General features: G+C 48.1%; 11 protein-coding genes. 8 read left to right on the top strand and 3 right to left on the bottom strand.

Annotated features, from left to right (window positions below; all coding sequences use genetic code 11):
• Nucleotides 1-67: 67 nt before the first annotated feature.
• The gene (locus ACJJIB_RS19350; RefSeq protein WP_252083370.1) at nt 68-388 is read right to left on the bottom strand and encodes a hypothetical protein; all 321 of its coding nucleotides are present in this window, start codon (nt 386-388) and stop codon (nt 68-70) included.
• Nucleotides 389-1,511: 1,123 nt separating this feature from the next.
• On the opposite strand from ACJJIB_RS19350, the gene ACJJIB_RS19345 reads away from it, so the two are divergent.
• From ACJJIB_RS19345 to ACJJIB_RS19335, 3 genes are read left to right on the top strand one after another with little or no spacing between them, the layout of a single operon-like run.
• The gene (locus ACJJIB_RS19345) at nt 1,512-2,699 is read left to right on the top strand and encodes an HlyD family secretion protein (protein WP_444887233.1); all 1,188 of its coding nucleotides are present in this window, start codon (nt 1,512-1,514) and stop codon (nt 2,697-2,699) included.
• Nucleotides 2,699-5,443 carry an ATP-binding cassette domain-containing protein gene (locus ACJJIB_RS19340; protein ID WP_444887232.1) on the top strand — a complete coding sequence of 915 codons (2,745 nt, stop codon included), beginning with the start codon at nt 2,699-2,701 and terminating at the stop codon, nt 5,441-5,443. Before ACJJIB_RS19345 ends, ACJJIB_RS19340 begins: the two co-directional genes overlap by 1 nt.
• Nucleotides 5,433-7,571 carry an ATP-binding cassette domain-containing protein gene (locus ACJJIB_RS19335; protein ID WP_444887231.1) on the top strand — a complete coding sequence of 713 codons (2,139 nt, stop codon included), beginning with the start codon at nt 5,433-5,435 and terminating at the stop codon, nt 7,569-7,571. Before ACJJIB_RS19340 ends, ACJJIB_RS19335 begins: the two co-directional genes overlap by 11 nt.
• A gap of 2,376 nt (nt 7,572-9,947) precedes the next feature.
• On the opposite strand, the gene ettA is transcribed toward ACJJIB_RS19335, so the two are convergent.
• A complete protein-coding gene (gene ettA, locus ACJJIB_RS19330; RefSeq protein ID WP_444887230.1) occupies nt 9,948-11,612 on the bottom strand; it encodes an energy-dependent translational throttle protein EttA in 1,665 nt (554 codons plus the stop codon).
• Nucleotides 11,613-11,793: 181 nt separating this feature from the next.
• On the opposite strand from ettA, the gene ACJJIB_RS19325 reads away from it, so the two are divergent.
• The 5 genes from ACJJIB_RS19325 to fnr all read left to right on the top strand — a co-directional run bounded on the left by ACJJIB_RS19325 (nt 11,794) and on the right by fnr (nt 17,253).
• Entirely contained in the window at nt 11,794-12,900 is a 1,107-nt protein-coding gene (locus ACJJIB_RS19325) for an enoyl-CoA hydratase/isomerase family protein (RefSeq protein WP_444887229.1), read from the top strand.
• A gap of 57 nt (nt 12,901-12,957) precedes the next feature.
• Nucleotides 12,958-13,866, top strand: coding sequence for a 3-hydroxyisobutyrate dehydrogenase (mmsB, locus tag ACJJIB_RS19320; protein WP_444887228.1), 909 nt, complete (start codon nt 12,958-12,960; stop codon nt 13,864-13,866).
• 382 nt (nt 13,867-14,248) lie between these two features.
• The gene (locus ACJJIB_RS19315) at nt 14,249-14,947 is read left to right on the top strand and encodes an OmpW/AlkL family protein (RefSeq protein WP_444882803.1); all 699 of its coding nucleotides are present in this window, start codon (nt 14,249-14,251) and stop codon (nt 14,945-14,947) included.
• Between the two features lie 124 nt (nt 14,948-15,071).
• Nucleotides 15,072-16,454 (top strand): oxygen-independent coproporphyrinogen III oxidase, encoded by a 1,383-nt coding sequence (gene hemN, locus ACJJIB_RS19310; protein WP_444887227.1) that lies wholly within the window; start codon nt 15,072-15,074, stop codon nt 16,452-16,454.
• 70 nt (nt 16,455-16,524) lie between these two features.
• Entirely contained in the window at nt 16,525-17,253 is a 729-nt protein-coding gene (gene fnr, locus ACJJIB_RS19305) for a fumarate/nitrate reduction transcriptional regulator Fnr (protein ID WP_444887226.1), read from the top strand.
• Between the two features lie 107 nt (nt 17,254-17,360).
• Here the strand turns inward: fnr and ACJJIB_RS19300 are convergent, their stop codons facing one another.
• Nucleotides 17,361-18,365, bottom strand: a complete 1,005-nt coding sequence (locus ACJJIB_RS19300) for an adenosine deaminase (protein ID WP_444887225.1) — start codon at nt 18,363-18,365, stop codon at nt 17,361-17,363.
• Nucleotides 18,366-18,370 lie beyond the last annotated feature (5 nt).

Raw genomic sequence — 18,370 nt, 5'->3', positions numbered from 1 at the left:
TTTGCGGGAGGTCTTCTATAAAAAGAAGGCCTCCTTTATCGAGAGTGTTCATGTTTACTCTCAAGGCCTAGTTTATGCTGGATAAAAAATCATCATCCACCATTTGAATCCTTACTCCGATAGGTTCGTCAATCTGAAATATCCTTCTAGCCGTATTGTCAAGCTCAATGGCCATGCTTTGTATCACCTCATGAGTGCGATGAGGTGTTCTATTACAGAGAATTTCGATATAACAACCGGCCGGCTCAACCTGCTTGGATTCGATCACGACAACTGGAATTTTTTCTCCCTCTGTTTCCAAGCGCTTGGTCACTATCTCATTAAAGATATTGGCTGCAGAGTCAGGAATTATCTTCGAGACTTCTACAAATATTTTACAGCTGGACATATGCGGGATTCCTAGTATCTCTATTGAAGAGGCTCTCGCTTCTTCGTGCAGCTAATATACAGTTAGTGTAGCTGTTAAAAAATAAGCTGCTAATTTTACAAATCTTTTAGGGGTCACTAGCAATATCAGGATAATTAATGGGGCGCTGTGCCTGTTGCTGTATATTTAATTTTTCTGTTGTTTTAGGTCTTTGCCATTGTCTGCTTAATTAAAGAGAGGGATGTAGAATTTTACTGTATGCGATGTAAGTGCAATCTAACCCTGATTCAACAAACTTCGATATATTTACAGAGTCTAGATAAGTTTTAACTGGATAGGGTAAGGTGGTTCTCTGCCTAAGCTATATCATTCGGATTTGTTATATCAAAACTGGAGGCTGAGGTAGTCATAAAACATTGGGTTTCCCGAACTAATAGGCTATTAGCCAACCTCTGGGTCCTGTTTTCATGGCAGCTATTCATACAAGCAATGGCTCACCTGAGCGATAGAAACATTGTGGTAAATCAAGTGCTGAATACGGTCGCTTAATTTATCAGCTAAAGCGGAGGCTGTGATCCCACCAAGGCGGTGTCCCACTACCGGTATTTCTTGTAAATCCTCCCCTGCTATCAGGTTGACTATATCGTCAAAGAAAGTACTGATACTCACCTTAGTGGAAAGGAGGTGTTGGCACTCACTTAGGCCTGTTTGGGTTAGGCTTAAGACCCAGCGCGAGACTTTGATTGACTTTAGATCAGTACCAACCACTATGAAACAGACCGTGTATCAGTACTAGGCTTTTTGTAATTGGCTGTAATTTTATCGTCTATCTACTCGGTATAGAGCGTAGAAGTCCTCAGATGGCCCCAGAGGTATTGCTTGATGTCCTAATTTCACATTTCAAATATCTAAAGAGGGGTGAGTTATCAGCCCTTGCCTTTTTAGGTATTTCCAGGCCTGCTTGAGCTGTTATCACGGGTTTGATCGGGATGTGAAACTTCTCCAGTAAGTAAAATTTCTTCGAATTTGACTATCAGATAATAGAGAATTAGATTTGGCGCCGCGGCTCACAGATCACACTGGTTTCGCATAAATACAATGAATATTTTACTCGCCTTAACTGGTACAAACAGGGTGAATCGTATTGCCAACACCGTTTATTCAAACTTCTCGCGCGATCAACTCCGACTCAATCTACTCTCTAGCGCTGATAAGCACATTAGGGTTATTTCTATTGCTGGGCTGGGGGATATGGTTTTTTTTTAAAGAAATCACGGTTTATAGCGTTAGTGACCAGGCGAGACTTGAACAAGAGCAGAATACCGTACATGTCAGCACCCAGAGTACAGGAAGAGTAGTTGCTATTACTGCCTCGCTAGGAGATACCTTGAGAGAAGGAGACTTGCTAATAGAGCTGGATACCAGGGCATTTGATTTGGATCTAGATGGTGATCTTCGAGTATCTCAGAGCCTCTCGGATCAATTACTGGCAATAGAGCGAGAGGAGCGTTTACGGGATAAAAAATTTGCTGAAGACGACAAAGCTTTGAGTGATCAGCTGAAGCTGCTCCAAGAGCAACACAAGCTTCAGATGAACAACCAGCAGATTCAGGCAGATGTGGCGGAGCGCTATGAACGCTTGCTGAAGAAACAGCAAAGCTCTGAACTTGATTACCTTGCAGCTAAACGTACCTATCAGCAAATGGCCATGGCCACCCTCGCATCGAAAGCGGCAATAAGAGCAACCCATGATCGCCGGGAGCAATTAGCTAGCGAGTACCAGTTATCCATGAGTGAATTGGAACAGCGTCGAGCAGATCTACAAAGACAGCTGGCGGAGGTGGATACTCGCATTCAGCAGAGCACCTTGGCGGTAGATGAACAGCGTCTGCGTGCGCCTATCTCCGGTAAGCTTGCTTCACTGGCGGATATTCAGGAAGGGGAGGTATTAGTCGCAGGGCAACAGATTGCCACACTACAAGCTGAGGGTAATATCACCGTACAGGCGTTTTTCTCTCCTGCCCTTGCTTTGGGACATATTCGTTCAGGGCAGAGTGCGCGAGTAAAATTAGATGGGTTTTCCTGGGCGCGTTATGGTCAGTTACAGGCCCGTGTAGAGCGGGTCGCTAGTGCTGTGCAAAAAGGAAAGATTCTCGTTGAGTTATCTCTCCGTGGAGAGATTCCCCCACAGTTGCCGCTATTGCATGACCTACCAGCAAGGGTAGAGATTGCCACTGGAGTAAAGACACCATATCAGTTGCTATTGCAAAGTGCTGGCGACTTCTTATCAGGGCAAAAAGAAAGTAGCGTAAATTCGTTGGAGACCCTGTAGTGAAGGGACAAGTTCGCTGGTTGGTTCCCGAAGTTGTGCAAACTTCCAATATGGATTGTGGCCCTGCATCCCTTAAGAGCTTGCTTGAAGGCTTTGGTGTAAATGTACATTACGGCCACTTGCGTGATGCCTGTCAAACTGATGTAGACGGCACTTCTATTAATACCCTAGAGAAAATTGCGGTTGAGCTGGGGTTGGATGCGGCACAGATGGTCGTGCCCAAAGATCACTTGCTGTTAGGTTCGGCTGGCTACTTGCCGGGGCTGGTGGTGGTGCGCTTGCCCAATGGTAATACTCACTTTGTTGTGGCTTGGCGTAATCACCGGGGAATTATACAGGTTATGGACCCAGCCTCGGGAAGACGTTGGCCCAGTGCGCGACACTTTCTCGATGAGTTGCATATCCACACTATGCGCGTTCCGCCGCAAGGGTGGAGAAGTTGGGCTGGAGGAAAAGATTTTATCGATCCCCTGCAAGAGCGGATGGAACAGCTGAGAATTTCTAAATCCATCAGCGAAGTAATGTGTGAGCAAGCCTTGAAGAAAGGGGACTGGCTCTCACTGGCTTTTCTAGATGCCAGTGTAAGAATGTTGGCAGCGCTCGTTGGCTCTGGTGCGGTGCGACGAGGGGCAGAAACAAGTGCATTGTTGCAAAGGCTGATAGGTGACTTTTCAGAAGACACGATTAACGCTTATCAACTAGTGCCACAGAGCTATTGGTGTGTACGCCCTTCCAGTTCTCCCGGCGCTGAGGAAGTTGACACAGTTGAGCTTGAACCAGAGTTGTTGGAGTTTAGCGGCGCCGTAATAGTCAGCGTAAAGGGAGTACGTGAAAGGAAAGAAATTAAACCTAAGTCGGAGGCTCTAAGCAAAGCTTTACAAGTACAGTCAATAAGCCCACTCCGTCAGTTATGGGAGTTTTTGCGAGAGGATGGTTTGCTTGCCCCGAGTATCGTGATGCTTGCGATGTTTGCTGCGGTGCTTGGTGTGATGGTTGAGGCACTGCTATTTCGAGGCTTGATCGATATCCACTCGGAACTAGCTACGGAGGTGCAGAGAATCGGCACTGTCATTTTATTACTGGGATTTATGTTGACACTCATACTTGTGCAGTGGCCGATGACCAAGCTGCAGCTAATTATTGGTAAGCACTTGGAAAATCGTTTTCGCATGCGCTTTCTTTCCGCCTTGCCGAAAATACCAGACCATTTCTTTCAAAGCCGCCCAACCTCAGATACCGCAGAGAGAGGTCATCGTATAGCAGCTCTGAGAGAGTTGCCTTTACTGGGGGGAGGGATACTCTTCAAAGGGTTGTCATTGCTCGCAACAGCTACTGGTATCGTTTGGATAGCGCCCACTACCGCGCCTTTGGTGTTATTAATAACGGGGTTACAGGTAGTTATTCCTCTGCTATTTCAGCCAGTACTTAGTGATTATAATATGCGTGTCCAGACCCATACTGGCGCTCTGGCTAGATTTTATATGGATGCCTTGCTGGGAGTAATACCAATTCGTACACACGGTGCTGGAGAGTCTGTTCGCCGTGAACATGAAAGTTTGCTTACCGAGTGGATTAAAGCAGGCTATTCCTCTTTGCGTTTCCAGCTTAATAGCCAAGCGGTGCAGTTGATTGTGAATGGGGTTCTCACTTGTGTGCTGGTGATTTACTGTGTTCAGATCCTGGGGGCAAGTCCCTACTTACTTCTGCTTATTTATTGGGTATTGGCACTGCCGCCACTGGGGGAAGATATCGCACAGTTAATGCGGAGCTACCCTCGTCATAGGAATACCTTGTTGAGAGCTTTAGAGCCGCTGCAAGCGGTTACGGTTGGTGCTAGTGAAGAGCCTTTTAATGATAAAAGGGTTCAACCTTTAAAGGCGCCTGTATCATTTCGTTTTGATAATGTCAGTGTTAAAGCCAGTGGTAGAAGTATTCTTAAGAATATTAATCTGAATGTTGCCTCCGGGGAGCATGTCGCCATTGTTGGTTCATCTGGTGCTGGCAAGTCAAGCTTGGCCGGTTTATTGTTGGGTTGGCATAACCCTGAGAGTGGAATCCTATTGCTAAATGGCGAGAAATTACAGGGTGAATTACTGTGTCGTTTTCGTCTAAGTTGTGCTTGGGTCGACCCTGCAATACAACTTTGGAATAGCAGTTTGCTGGATAACCTAAACTACGGTAATAACTCCTCTTCCTCCTTGTTCCCAACACTGCAACAGGCTGATCTATTAAACCTAGTTGCCTCTTTGCCTGAAGGTTTACAGAGCACCTTGGGGGAAAGTGGTGCGCTTGTCAGCGGAGGGGAGGGGCAGCGCGTGCGATTAGGTCGTGCCCTAGGCCGAGAGTCTCCAGCTTGTGTCATTTTAGATGAGCCGTTTCGCGGGCTAGACCGCGGGCAACGCCAGCGCTTACTTGCTCGTGTGAGGCGAGTATGGAAAGACACCACCCTAATTTGCATCACTCATGATATTTCAGAAACCAAAGATTTTCCTCGCGTATTGGTGGTAGAAGATGGGCAAATTATTGAGGATGACACACCCACAAATCTGGAAGCGCAAACTGAATCTCGTTATGCCCAACTTCTCACAGCGGAAAAGAGACTCTGGCAAGAGTGTTGGCAAAGTACCGACTGGCGTCATCTGCGTATGGAACAAGGGCGAATTACTGAGCTTCAATCTGCAATAAAAAAACGGGCTCAAGATAGAGATACTGTGCAGTCTCAAGAGGTGCATAGTGAAACCTGAAGCTTCCATAAGCAAGCTGCGCCATCACTGTTGGCCTGCAGTCCAGCTAGATGGTGCAGTGAAAGCCCTGGCTCTTCATAGCGGGCTTGAGCCTGCAGTTCCTGACTTCGAAAACAAAGCGCAAGTATATTTGGATACAGATGCTCGCTTACAGTTACAGGCAGAAGCTTTCGATTTAAATATTGAGCGAGTTAACTGCAAATATGGGGAGTTGGAGCAGATGTTGGTCCGGGCCGCACCAGCCTTACTGCGTTTGCGCTTTGCAGAGGAGGAATATTTCATCGCTTTGTGTGGTGGTAATCGTCGTTTTTTACATTTTCTTACGCCATCACAACAAGTCGTAAAGCTGCGCCCAGGTCAAGTGTTGAGAGCACTAACAAGCGCACAAGAAACACCTCAGCGTCAACGTATTGCACGCCTACTGGACAGTGCCGAAATAGTTGGGCGGCGGCGTAAAAAAGCCACCGAGGCATTATTACGAGAAAATCTAGTAGGGCTAGAAATCGATGACTGCTGGTTGTTGCGGCAGCCTTCCCACCGCTCTTTTTGGCAGCAGCTGCGCCATCATCGCCAGCATTTGCGCTTTCTAAGTATGATCACCTGCCACACAATACAAGTACTCTTGTTTATAGCCAGCTGGTGGTTGATAGGTCGTGCTGTTCTTGATGGCCATGTAGATAGTGGCTGGCTGGTAGCCTGGGTATTATTACTGATAACACAGATCCCCCTTTCACTCTTAACTGCTCGGTTACAAGGTTCCATATCGCTAGAAACCGGTGCCCTGTTGAAGCAGCGCTTACTCGCCAGCGCTTTGCGAATAGACCCAGGCAAGGTGCGCCATATGGGGTCGGGACAGATACTTGGGCGTGTTTATGATGCAGAAAATATTGAAGCCAGTGCGCTACAGGCGAGCTTTATGCTACTACTCGGTGGTGTAGAGCTGGTATTGGCTTTCATGGTGCTACAGCTAAGTCTTGGAACTCCAATATCGTTGGGGATTTTGATCATATTTTTACTTATAGCCATCGCTCTAGGACGTGCCCAGTATTTGGCTCGTCAATACTGGACTGGTCAACGTTTGAGTATGACCCACCGTCTAATTGAGAAAATGCTTGGCCATCGGACCCGATTGGCACAGCAGAAACCTTCGGATTGGCACCGGGGGGAAGATCAGGAACTGGAAGAGTATTTGCGAAGTTCTACGGCAATGGATGGCAACATGACTCGCCTAGTCGCATTTTTGCCACGTTTCTGGTTGCTATTGGGTATAACTGGCTTGGTGCCTGTTTTTGTCAATAGCAATACTGGGAGTGGGCAAATTGCTGCGGCTTTGGGGGGGGTACTGCTTGGATATCGCGCAGTACTGAAAGGCATGACAGGGTATTCCAGTGGACTCAGCGCCCTGGTGACTTGGGAAAAAGTACGTGAACTTTTTTCCTTGGAGGCTGCTTTAAAGCGGGGCGTTACCTCTATCTCATTGGCCAATAAAGTTCATTCAGACATACAAGGGCCCAAGCAGCCATTGTGCTATATCCGTGACTTAAGTTTTAATTACCCTAATCAAGACAAGATGGTCTTAAAAAACTGTAAGCTGAGTATTTATCCTGGTGATCGAGTAATTTTACAGGGGGCTTCTGGTTCAGGTAAATCTACTTTTGCAAATGTGATTGCCGGTATCCAAAAGCAAAGAGAGGGTATATTACTTATCAATGGGTACGATAGAACCAGTATTGGTGCTGAGCATTGGCGCAGACTGATTGCATCAGTACCACAATTTCATGAAAATCATGTACTTGGCGATTCTTTCTTGTTTAATTTATTAATGGGTGATGAATGGCCACCAAAGATGGAAAGTGTTCGTAGAGCCTATAAAGTTTGTGATGAATTAGGTTTGAGCCCATTGATTAAAAAAATGCCTGCAGGGATGTTACAGACGGTGGGGGAAATGGGGTGGAGATTATCTCACGGTGAGATGAGTCGCTTGTTTATTGCGCGGGCACTTTTGCAGAATTCTGAGTTGTTGGTATTGGATGAGAGTTTTGCAGCTTTGGATCCAGATAATTTAAGACGATCGTTTCATTGTGTGCAAAACTATTCGAATAGCTTAATTGTGATCGCTCACCCATAATTTATAATCTGAAAACGTATAAGTTGGTGCATTCCGTGAGTTTTCAGTGTGTTGTTGCCCTGGGTTTTAATGTTTTTAACCCTAGGAACTTTTCCTGTGTGTGATGAATAGGGTCAATTTTGTTATCCTGCTAAGCTCTCTTAGAGAGGTATATAGCCTTTAGGTTTTTCATGTGTTAACCAATAAATGTTTGTTGGCTTGCATATCATGTGACGGGTGTCTCCTGTGAGATATTTTTTTTGATCAATTATCGTAGTTCACTTTAAAATATTGCTTCTTTTTTCGAGATATAAGTTCCTCTTATACTTGCTGCTAAGCTTTCATAAGGTGGGCTTCTCTTATTTGGTTAAAATTGCTTGCCGGACTGCTTCAGAAATTTCATTTATGCTTTTTGCAGTTTTTCTTGATCTTTTATAGGGGATTGTCCTGGTTAAGTTGTCTTTATATTGTCGCCATAATTTACCCATATTTTTCCTGAGATTTTGTGGGAAGTGCAATTTTATAAGTTTAATTGCAATGTATTTGTCATTTTTGCTAAAGGCAGGACTCTCCCTTCTGTGAGCCATCTGAATTATTTCTTTGAGGTGGTCTAGGGTGTCATAGTTTACTGTGGTCTTGTCTTTTATTTTTGCAGTGAAGGGTTGTCAGTGATTTTAAACTGATCTGAGTGTGTTGATTATAAATTTGTATGTTTTTTAGTGGGAGCTAAAAATATCTTGGGTTGTATTTTGCGTATTTTTTATTTTTTGAATTGGATGGATTGATTTTTTGTGATGCTCTCATTTTGCATTTTTTCGGTGTTGTGGCGAAAGATTCTATATGATTGCTTTTAATTTTTATAATCTGGGGGTTTTAATCTTTAGGTGATGCCTATTTATGAAAGTGGTACAGATGTATATGTTTTTGGTTTGTAATATCTCAGTGTTATAGGCTGCTTAGCATGAGGTAAACGGGCCTGATAAATTGTGATTGTTCCCTCAGAATAATAAGATTTTGTTGGATTATGGGCCTGTGGTCGGGGTAAGCTATGTTGTGCTTGGTTATTTTATTGGATGTCCAGGCATAACTAGCACATTTATAAACTACAACTTGTAAGGAGAAACATAATGCAAGTCGAAACTGATATTCAGGCAGGTCCCAGAGGGGGTGTTGAGCCTCCCCCGCCTGCGGCTTTAGCCTTAGCTTAATAGTATTTGGGTCAGGGAAGGGCTACTTTAATAGTTTTATAGGGTGCTTTTCTGGCCCATTTCAGTGAGATTTGTAGTGGCGTTGACAACAATTCTATGCCATCACCTTTAAAAATAAGGCTTCTTCAAAGGCTGTTGGTTAAAAATGTTACCATTTAGCATATAAACGTTATTTTAAAAATTTTAATTGTGTTTGGGGGAGGTGGTAACCTGCTTGGTCAATACCATATCTCCACGCTTATATTTTCAAAGCGCGCAGGCCCTGAAGATGGCTAATCGATTTTTTTTGCCTAATAATGTGAAGGTGGGTTTTGTACTTTTGTTTCATTCTAGGATCTGTTGACATCAGTTTTGGTGGAATTTGCTCTTATGGTAACCGCAAAGATACCTAATATAAAAATCATTAACGCTATTTTGGAACTTGCCAAGCACGATTGTAAATGACATGGCCTTCCTGAGTATTTTGGAAAGTGGTACAACATCTTCATGAGGGACAATCATAGAGTAAATAAAGGTAGGGTTATCTTTTCTCCGTTCTTCAGTAAACCCATGAAATCAAGATTCAGGTAACTACGGTATTCCTCAATAGCATGTTGTTAAGGTGTATTCTAACGCTACCGGCGCTAAGCAACGACCCGCAACACAAGCCATAGGCACAACATGTAGGTGAATGGATAGCCAAAGTTTTCATAAGAGCTGCTGACCTAAAAACCGTTACCTTTCTTTGTCGCCTGGAAGTAGTATGTTGATACTCAATGAGGTGCGTAATCTACTATAAGCTATTTCACTACTTCTTTTAATATAATTAACATCCATGCAATATAGAAAGAAGATGCATAATAGGATATATAGCATTCCCAATTAACGCCCAAACGATGCTAATTACCTAGCAAAAGTCCGTTCAACTCTCCAGTGCCGGGCATACTTTCTGAGCTTTCTAATATCCTGCTATGAGGCTTTTTTCCAGGCGGATGAAATCAATTCCATGATTCACGTAGGGAAATTTAAATCAGCTATGGGAGTTAAAAATGAATATTTTAACACTAGCTAGGAATGTTTCTGAGTGAATGGTAACTAGTAATTGATTAAATGAAAAAACCGGAATACCTGTTTGGGATTCCGGTTTTTATTTCTGTACAGTAAAAAGAGCTTAACTGATAGAAATTTTGGTCAAATCGACTTGTAAATCTCAGGTCTTCAGCTTCTTATAATGCATCCTATGCGGTGCGGCATCTTCGCCTTTACGCTGCACAAAGTCTTCGTGATACTCGGTGTAGTTACCTTCGAAGAAGATTGCCTCACTCTCACCCTCATAGGCGAGGATATGGGTGGCAACGCGGTCCAGGAACCAGCGATCATGCGAGATTACCAGGGCGCAGCCGGGGAAGTTGAGCAGGGCTTCTTCCAGGGCGCGCAGGGTTTCGATATCCAGATCGTTGGAGGGTTCGTCCAACAGCAACACGTTTGCGCCCTGCTTGAGGGTGTAGGCCAGGTGCAGGCGTCCGCGTTCACCACCGGAGAGTTCGCCTACGCGCTTCTGCTGGTCACTGCCCTTGAAGTTAAAGCGGCCAACATAGTTGCGCGAGCCCACTTCGTAGTTGTTGATCTTGAGCATATCGTGGCCGTCTGAGATGGCTTCCCATACGGTCTTGCTGTCATCCAGATTCTCACGGCCCTGCTCAACGTAGGCGACCTTAACGGTTTCACCGGTCTTGATCTCGCCGGAGTCCGGCTGCTCGGTGCCACTGATCATACGGAACAGGGTGGACTTACCGGCACCGTTACCGCCGACGATACCCACAATTGCGCCCTTGGGCACGCGGAAAGACAGGTTGTCGATCAGCAGGCGCTCGCCGAAGCCTTTGCTTACCTCTTTAAACTCAATCACATTGTCGCCGAGACGCTCGCCGGGCGGAATGTAGATTTCGTTGGTCTCGTTGCGGGCCTGGAAGTCCTGGGACTGCATTTCTTCCAGGCGGGACAAACGGGCTTTGTTCTTGGACTGGCGGCCCTTGGGATTTTGGCGGGCCCACTCGAGTTCCTTTTGCATGGCTTTGGCGCGGGCCTGTTCGCCGCGCTGCTCTTGCTCCAGGCGCTTTTCTTTCTGTTCCAGCCAAGTGGTGTAGTTGCCTTCCCAGGGGATGCCGTGGCCGCGGTCCAGTTCCAAAATCCAGCCGGCAACATTGTCGAGGAAGTAGCGATCGTGGGTGATGGCTACCACAGTGCCGGTGAAATCGTGCAGGAAGCGCTCCAGCCAGAATACGGATTCCGCATCCAGGTGGTTGGTGGGTTCGTCGAGAAGCAGCATATCTGGGCGGGACAGCAGCAGGCGGCACAGGGCCACACGGCGTTTTTCACCGCCGGACAGGTTGTTGACGTCCGCATCCCAGGGCGGCAGGCGCAGGGCGTCTGCGGCGACTTCCAGACGGTGCTCCAGGTTGTGGGCGTCCCAGGCCTGGATAATGTCTTCGAACTGTTGCTGTTTCTTAGCCAAGGCATCGAAGTCCGCGTCGGGCTCGGCATAATCGGCGTAGACCTGTTCCAGGCCGGCGAGGGCGTCAATGGCTTCGCGTACTCCATCCTCTACGTTGCCGCGCACAGTCTTACTGGCATCGAGTTGCGGTTCCTGGGGCAGGTAGCCGACCTTGATGCCGGGCATTGCGCGGGCTTCGCCGTTAAAGTCCTGATCGACCCCAGCCATAATGCGCAGCAGGGTGGATTTACCTGCGCCGTTGAGACCGAGTACGCCGATTTTGGCGCCGGGGAAGAAGGAAAGGGAAATGTCCTTCAGAATTTCGCGTTTGGGGGGCACTACTTTGCCCACCCGGTTCATAGTGTATACGTATTCAGCCATTTGGGGTTCCGTAACTGGGTGTTGCAATCGCTCAGATTTTGCGCGCAACTTATCAGTTTGCGTAAAAAGTGCAACCGCGCCGCAGAGCATGTCGCCGTTGTACTCGCGTGTGGCTGACGTTGAATCTGATCTGTGCTTAACTGCGACGCTAATTAGTACAAGAGCAATAAGACAGATAGCAATGGATCAGGACTCCCCGGTGTTGTTCTCCCGGCGCGGTGCATTGGCGATCGCGACCCTCAACCTGCCCAAGGCACTTAATGCGCTCAACCTGCAGATGATTGATCTGCTTTCAGCGCAACTAGGTCAATGGGCGCATGACGATGACGTGGCCGCTGTGTGGATAGAAGGCAGTGGAGATAAAGCCCTCTGTGCTGGGGGCGATGTAGTAGCGCTGTATGAGCAATCGGCCGCCTACGGTGAGACGCCGGAATATAGTTACACGACTGAATTCTTCTCTCGTGAATATCGTCTCGATTATCAAATACACACTTATCCGAAGCCGATTGTGGTCTGGGGTGGCGGTATTGTGATGGGCGGTGGTATCGGCATTATGGCAGGTGCCAGCCACCGTATTGTGACTGAAACCACACGTATGGCGATGCCGGAAATCACTATCGGCTTATTTCCCGATGTGGGTGGAAGCTGGTTCCTGAACCGTATGCCGGGTCGCCTGGGGCTTTTCCTGGGGCTGACAGGGGCCCAGTTTAATGGGGCCGATGCCCTGTTTGCCGGTATGGCCGACCGTATTATTGCCCAGGATCAGCGCGAGCCTGTGTTGGCGGCGCTGGCGGCGCTGGATTATTCGGCCAGTAGTGCGTTTAACCACCGCCTTGTAAGCGATTGCCTTAAAAGCTGCGAACTCTCCCCATTGCAGCGGCCGGAATCACAGCTGCGTGAACACTACGATCAGATTCAACAGCTTACCGACTTTGCCAGCCTGCCTGAGGTTTGCGCGGCAATCAGCGCCTACCAAGGAGTGGATAAATGGCTGCAGCGCGCCGCCACTACTCTGGCCGGTGGTTCGCCATTGACCCCCTGGGTGGTGTGGGAGCAGTTGCGACGTACGCGCCACTTGTCTCTGGCCGATGTGTTTAGGATGGAGCTGATTCTCGCGGTAAACCTCTGTGCCAGTGGTCATTTCAAGGAGGGGGTGCGGGCTCTATTGATTGACAAGGATCGCACGCCAAAGTGGCGGCCTCTTAGCCTGGAGGAAATTAGTCCACAACAGCTGGAGAGCTGTTTTACTGCTCCCTGGAGCAGGGCGCATCCGCTTGCGGATTTATAAAGCGACCCGGGCCGCTTTACGCACGGGATACCAACAACAAAATATGGAGTGGCTTTTATGGAAAAAATAGCCTTTTTTGGTCTGGGGAATATGGGCGGCCCTATGGCGGCCAATCTGGTGAAAGCCGGTTTTAGTGTGGCGGCTTTCGATCTCAATCCCACGGCTCTGGCGCAGGCGCAAGAAGATGGCTGTAGGCCCTGCGACTCCCCAATGCAGGCGGCTGAGGGGGCTTCCATTGTGGTCTCGATGTTGCCCAGTGGTGCGGCGGTGAAAGGGCTTTATCTGGGAGAAGAGGGGCTGCTGAACCGCCTGGCTGAGAATACTCTGATTATCGATTGCTCAACCATCTCTGCAGAAGATGCCCGCCTGGTAAATGAGGCCGCATCTGAGCGGGGCCTACTCGCCATTGACGCGCCAGTTTCTGGGGGGACCGCGGCAGCTCAGGCTGGCAGCTTGTGTTTTATGTGTGGAGGTGAAAAAGTGGCAGTAGAAGCCGCGCGGGCGCCGTTACAGGCGATGGGCGCCAAGATTTTTCACGCCGGCCCGGCTGGGGCAGGGCAGGTGGCAAAAATTTGTAACAACCTGCTTCTGGCTATCCATATGACCGGTACCGCCGAAGCCCTGCAGTTGGGGGTCGACAAAGGCTTGGACCCCAAGGTCCTGAGCGAGATTATGATGCAAAGCTCTGGCAACAATTGGTCTCTGGCCAATTACAACCCCTACCCAGGTGCTATGGAGAATGTACCTGCGGCAAATGGTTACTCTGGTGGTTTCACCGTGGCGCTAATGCTGAAAGACCTGGGGCTCGCCATGGATGCCGCAGCTACCAGTGCCTCTTCCACGCCTATGGGGGCTCTGGCAAAAAACCTTTATCAGCTACATGGTGCCAGTGACGAAAACCAGAAGTTGGATTTCTCCAGTATCCAGAATATGTTCCGCCGCCCGGCAGGTGGTCTGACCTGGTAGATTTCTAGCTTCCGCGGGCTCCCTCCTCAGTTGATTGTTTCTGGCCAGTACCGGAGAGGGAGCTTTGCTTCAGTGTCGCCTAACGTTAAAAATTTGGACCAGTTCGCAAAATTGGCAATAGGTACCAATTACTAGCCCCCTAGCCGTTCCTTCATTACACCCCTATCGCTATCTTCGCTGCCCCGCTCGGAAGGCCATCTGATGATTGGCCAGACAAGCGTTATGGGCAATACGCTGCTTTTAATTCCGCGAAATTCTACAGCTTGATTTGGATCAAGCTCACGATTGCGGCCAGCGGTTAACCTGCCTGCGACTTGTGATTGTGCCTGGAGGGGGCCTTCCAAAGTCGGGAAAAATGCTAAATCGCTATATGGAGAAGTTAATGAATCGTATAACTGCTTGTGCGACAGCCGCCCTGACCGCCGTACTTTCTGCACCGGTACTGGCCTACGAAGAGGGCAGCTTTATTTTGCGCGGTGGTATGGCCACAGTAGCGCCCGACACCAGTTCCAGCGCACTGTCTGCGAATGGGAGCAAGATTGGTAATACTGGGGTTGATGTGGACAACGGCTCTGCCCTGGGCTTGACCGGTGTGTATATGTTCCGCGATCACTGGGGCGTGGAGCTGGTTGCAGCAACGCCTTTTAGTCACGATATCGAAGTTGTTGGCGAAGGCCTTGGCAACTTTGATCTGGGTGAAACCAAGCATCTGCCACCCACTTTGTTAGTGCAGTGGTACCCAATGGATACTCAATCCACAATCCAGCCCTATGTAGGACTGGGGGTGAACTACACCGCTTTCTTTGATGAGGAAGTTAGCAGCACCGGTAATGCCACCCTTAAAGGCATTGGCGCAACTGGAGATTCAAAACTATCTCTCGATAATTCCTTCGGTCTGGCGGCTGAAGCGGGTATCGACTTCGCCTTCGGCGCAGATCAGCGCTGGTTGTTTAATATGTCCGTGTTCTGGATGGATATTGATACCGACGCCACCGTAAAGGTACCTGGTGTGGGCAATGTCACCGCTAAAGTAGATATCGACCCGTTGGTTTATATGGCGGGTCTAGGCTACCGCTTCTAAGGTGGCAGCACTCTAGTTTTGGAGTGTGGCAGTCGTTGCGGTTTTCCAAGTGGGAGCTCGGCGACTGCCTTTTAGTTTGTGCGGGAGGCTGTCGCAAACAATTGATTGAGGTTGTGGAAATATGATGCAAGAGACTAAAAGCACTATAGGTGGCCTATCAGAACAACTGTTATCCCGATACAGTGGCCCCTGCCCGCGCTACACCTCTTATCCCACAGCCGACAGATTTAAACCTCTGGATGGCAGTATCAAACCTTGGGATGCACTGAAAAATATTCGCAGCTTATCCCTGTATGTGCATATCCCCTTTTGCCGTTCTCTCTGTTATTTCTGTGCTTGCAACAAGGTAATTACTTCCCAATACGGTCTCGCCTCCAGCTATCTGGATAACCTCTTGCAGGAAGCTCGCTGGTATCGGGACAAGGTGGCCCAGGTACCGGTCACCCAGTTGCACTTGGGAGGTGGTACACCCACATTTCTCAGCGATGGAGATATGCGCCGCTTGATGGAAGGACTGGGTGAGATTTTTGATTTACGCCCAGGCGATGGAGTGGAGTACAGCATTGAAGCCGATCCACGCACCTTGGAGCTGGAGACCTTGGATACCCTAAGAGAGCTCGGATTTAATCGCTTGAGCCTGGGCGTGCAGGATTTTGATATCGAGGTGCAGAGATCCATCAACCGAATTTGCAGTGCCGACCAGGTGACTGAATTAACGGTTGCGGCGCGTGAGCGGGGATTCGAATCTATCTCCTATGATCTGATTTATGGTTTGCCCAAACAAAACCTCAGCAGTTTGCACAGCACCCTGGATAAGGTGCTAGATTTACAGCCGGATCGTATTGCCCTCTATCACTATGCGCATTTACCCCATCGTTTTAAAGCTCAGCGTCTTATCGATACGGAACTTATTCCCTCCGCCTCAGAAAAAGTAGCAATGCAGCTGGCTGCGGTAGAGCACTTGGGCCAGGCCGGTTATGAATTCCTGGGTATGGACCATTTTGCCCGGCCGGGAGATGAGCTGGCCAAGGCCGCTCATGCGGGGATGTTACAGAGGAATTTCCAAGGCTACACATTAATGCCCGCCGATGCGTTAGTTGGACTGGGGGCTTCCGCAATCAGCTACAGCCGTAATGGTTTCTGGCAGAACCTGCACCGTCTGAAAGAATATACCCAGGCCGTCGCTGAGCGGGGTAATGCTTCGTGTCGCGGCTGGTTAATGAGCGATGAAGATAAGTTGCGTCAGTGGGTTATTACTGAACTGATGTGCCGGTTAAGCCTGGATAAAACTGAGGCTGAGCGTCGCACTGGCGTACCTTTTAATCAATACTTTTTCCAGGAACTCAAAAGGCTGGAACCCATGTTTGAGGATGGTCTTATTTATCAGGATGAAAAAAAGATCACCGTCACGGAGCAGGGGCGCTGGTTTGTACGCAATGTTGCCTCGGCTTTTGATATTTACTTACACAGTCAGCAAACTGATGCACAATATTCTCGTGTTCTTTAATGTTCTACAGGAGACGATTGTCTTCACAGCGGGTACAATAGCCGCAAATTAGTTTACCGACTGGTTTAGTATGATGGATTCCTCAGTAGCGGTTAGTTGCAGCAACTGCTCGGTTAGACGTTTATGCCTGCCTGCGGGGTTATCTCAAGCAGATATCGATCGACTAGAGCAGGTTACGCGCCGTAAGAAAATTGTAAAAGCCGGTGAGACCTTGTATCGCTCCGGTGATCCTTTTGCAAACCTTTACGCTATTCGTTCAGGCAGTTTTAAAACTGTGGTTATCGCAGCGGATGGCGATACGCAGGTCACTCATTTTGCCCTGCCAGGTGAGTTGTTGGGGCTGGATGCCTATAGTAGCCGCGTACACCCCAGTTACGCTGAGGCGCTGGAAGACAGTAGTGTCTGCCTGTTGCCCTTTACCCAGCTGGAATTACTGGCTAATCAGGTCACCGCGTTGCAGCAACAGATTTATAGTATTTTTTCTGAGGAGCTGCGCCAGGAAAATGATATTTTAATGCTGCTGGGCAAGCGATCGGCTGATACCCGCTTAGCGGCTTTGCTGATTAATATTTCCAGCCGCTATGCTCGCCGCGGTTATTCGCACAGTGAATTTGTGTTGTCCATGCCGCGCACAGATATTGCCAATTACCTTGGATTAACTGCAGAAACCGTAAGTCGATTATTTTCGCGTTTTCAAAAAGAAAAGCTGATTAAGGTAAGTGGTCGGGCGGTGGAAATACTGGATATGATCAGTCTCAGTGAACTGGCCGGAACCCATTACGGTTACGATGAAGACTAATTAAGAACTTTATCAGAGTTTGATAAATTTAGTTGATTAAAAGGGCCAGAGCTAAATAAATAGTCAGGCCCTATAAAATTTTTCAAATGATTTGCGTTAGATTTTTCTTAAATAGCGGCGATGGTTTCGGCCCATTTTTGTTGTTGGTCTTGCGAAATATAGCTGGCCTTAAAGCTATTGATAGCCAGCTGTTTTGCCTGTTTCTTGGTCATACCAAGACTTTCACTCAGTGCTAGGTAATTGCGGTTAACGTAACCGCCGAAATAGGCCGGATCATCCGCATTTACTGTGACACAGAGCCCACGCTCCAATAACTGTAATATGGGATGTTGGCTCATATCGTCGTAGACACACAGTGCAGTGTTGGACAGAGGGCATACAGTGAGGGGAATTTCCTGATCGATAAGTCGTTCAATCAGTGCTTCGTCTTCTACACAGCGCACGCCGTGATCTATGCGGCTTACATCGAGTAAATCCAGGGCTTCTTTAATATATTCAGCTGGCCCTTCCTCCCCCGCATGAGCGACCCTCTCCAGGCCTAATTCTTTAGCCATGGCAAAGACTTGCTGGAATTTGCTGGGGGGGTGTCCCAGTTCTGAGGAGTCCAGGCCAACACCCTTAATAAATTCCAGGTAAGGTTTGGCGGCTTTCAGAGTAGTGATGGCCTCTTCCTCACTCAGGTGGCGCAGGAAGCAGAGAATCAGGTGGCTACTAATTCCCCACTCAGATTCGGCATCTTTTAGAGCGCTGTGGATGCCCCGAATAACCACACCGATATCAATACCCCTTTCTGTATGGGTTTGGGGGTCGAAGAAAATTTCAGTGTGCACAACATTATCTTCACGACAGCGCTGCAAGTAGGCCATGGTTAGATCGTAAAAGTCCTGTTCATGGATAAGGACCGAGGCTCCCTGGTAGTAAATATCCAGGAAGGACTGCAGGTTGTGAAACTTATAGGCAGCCTTAATTTCCACAACACTGGAAAAGGGGATTTCAATTTTATTGCGCCGGCTAAGCTCGAACATTAGTTCTGGCTCCAGCGAGCCTTCAATGTGCAAATGCAGCTCTGCCTTGGGGAGGGTCTTAATAAAATCCAGATCGGCGATGCTCATAGTAA

It is taken from the genome of Microbulbifer mixtoriginis (SeqCode) (assembly GCF_052467705.1).
Note: the sequence above shows the minus strand (reverse complement) of the source record. Positions and strands in the feature narration are given on the sequence as shown.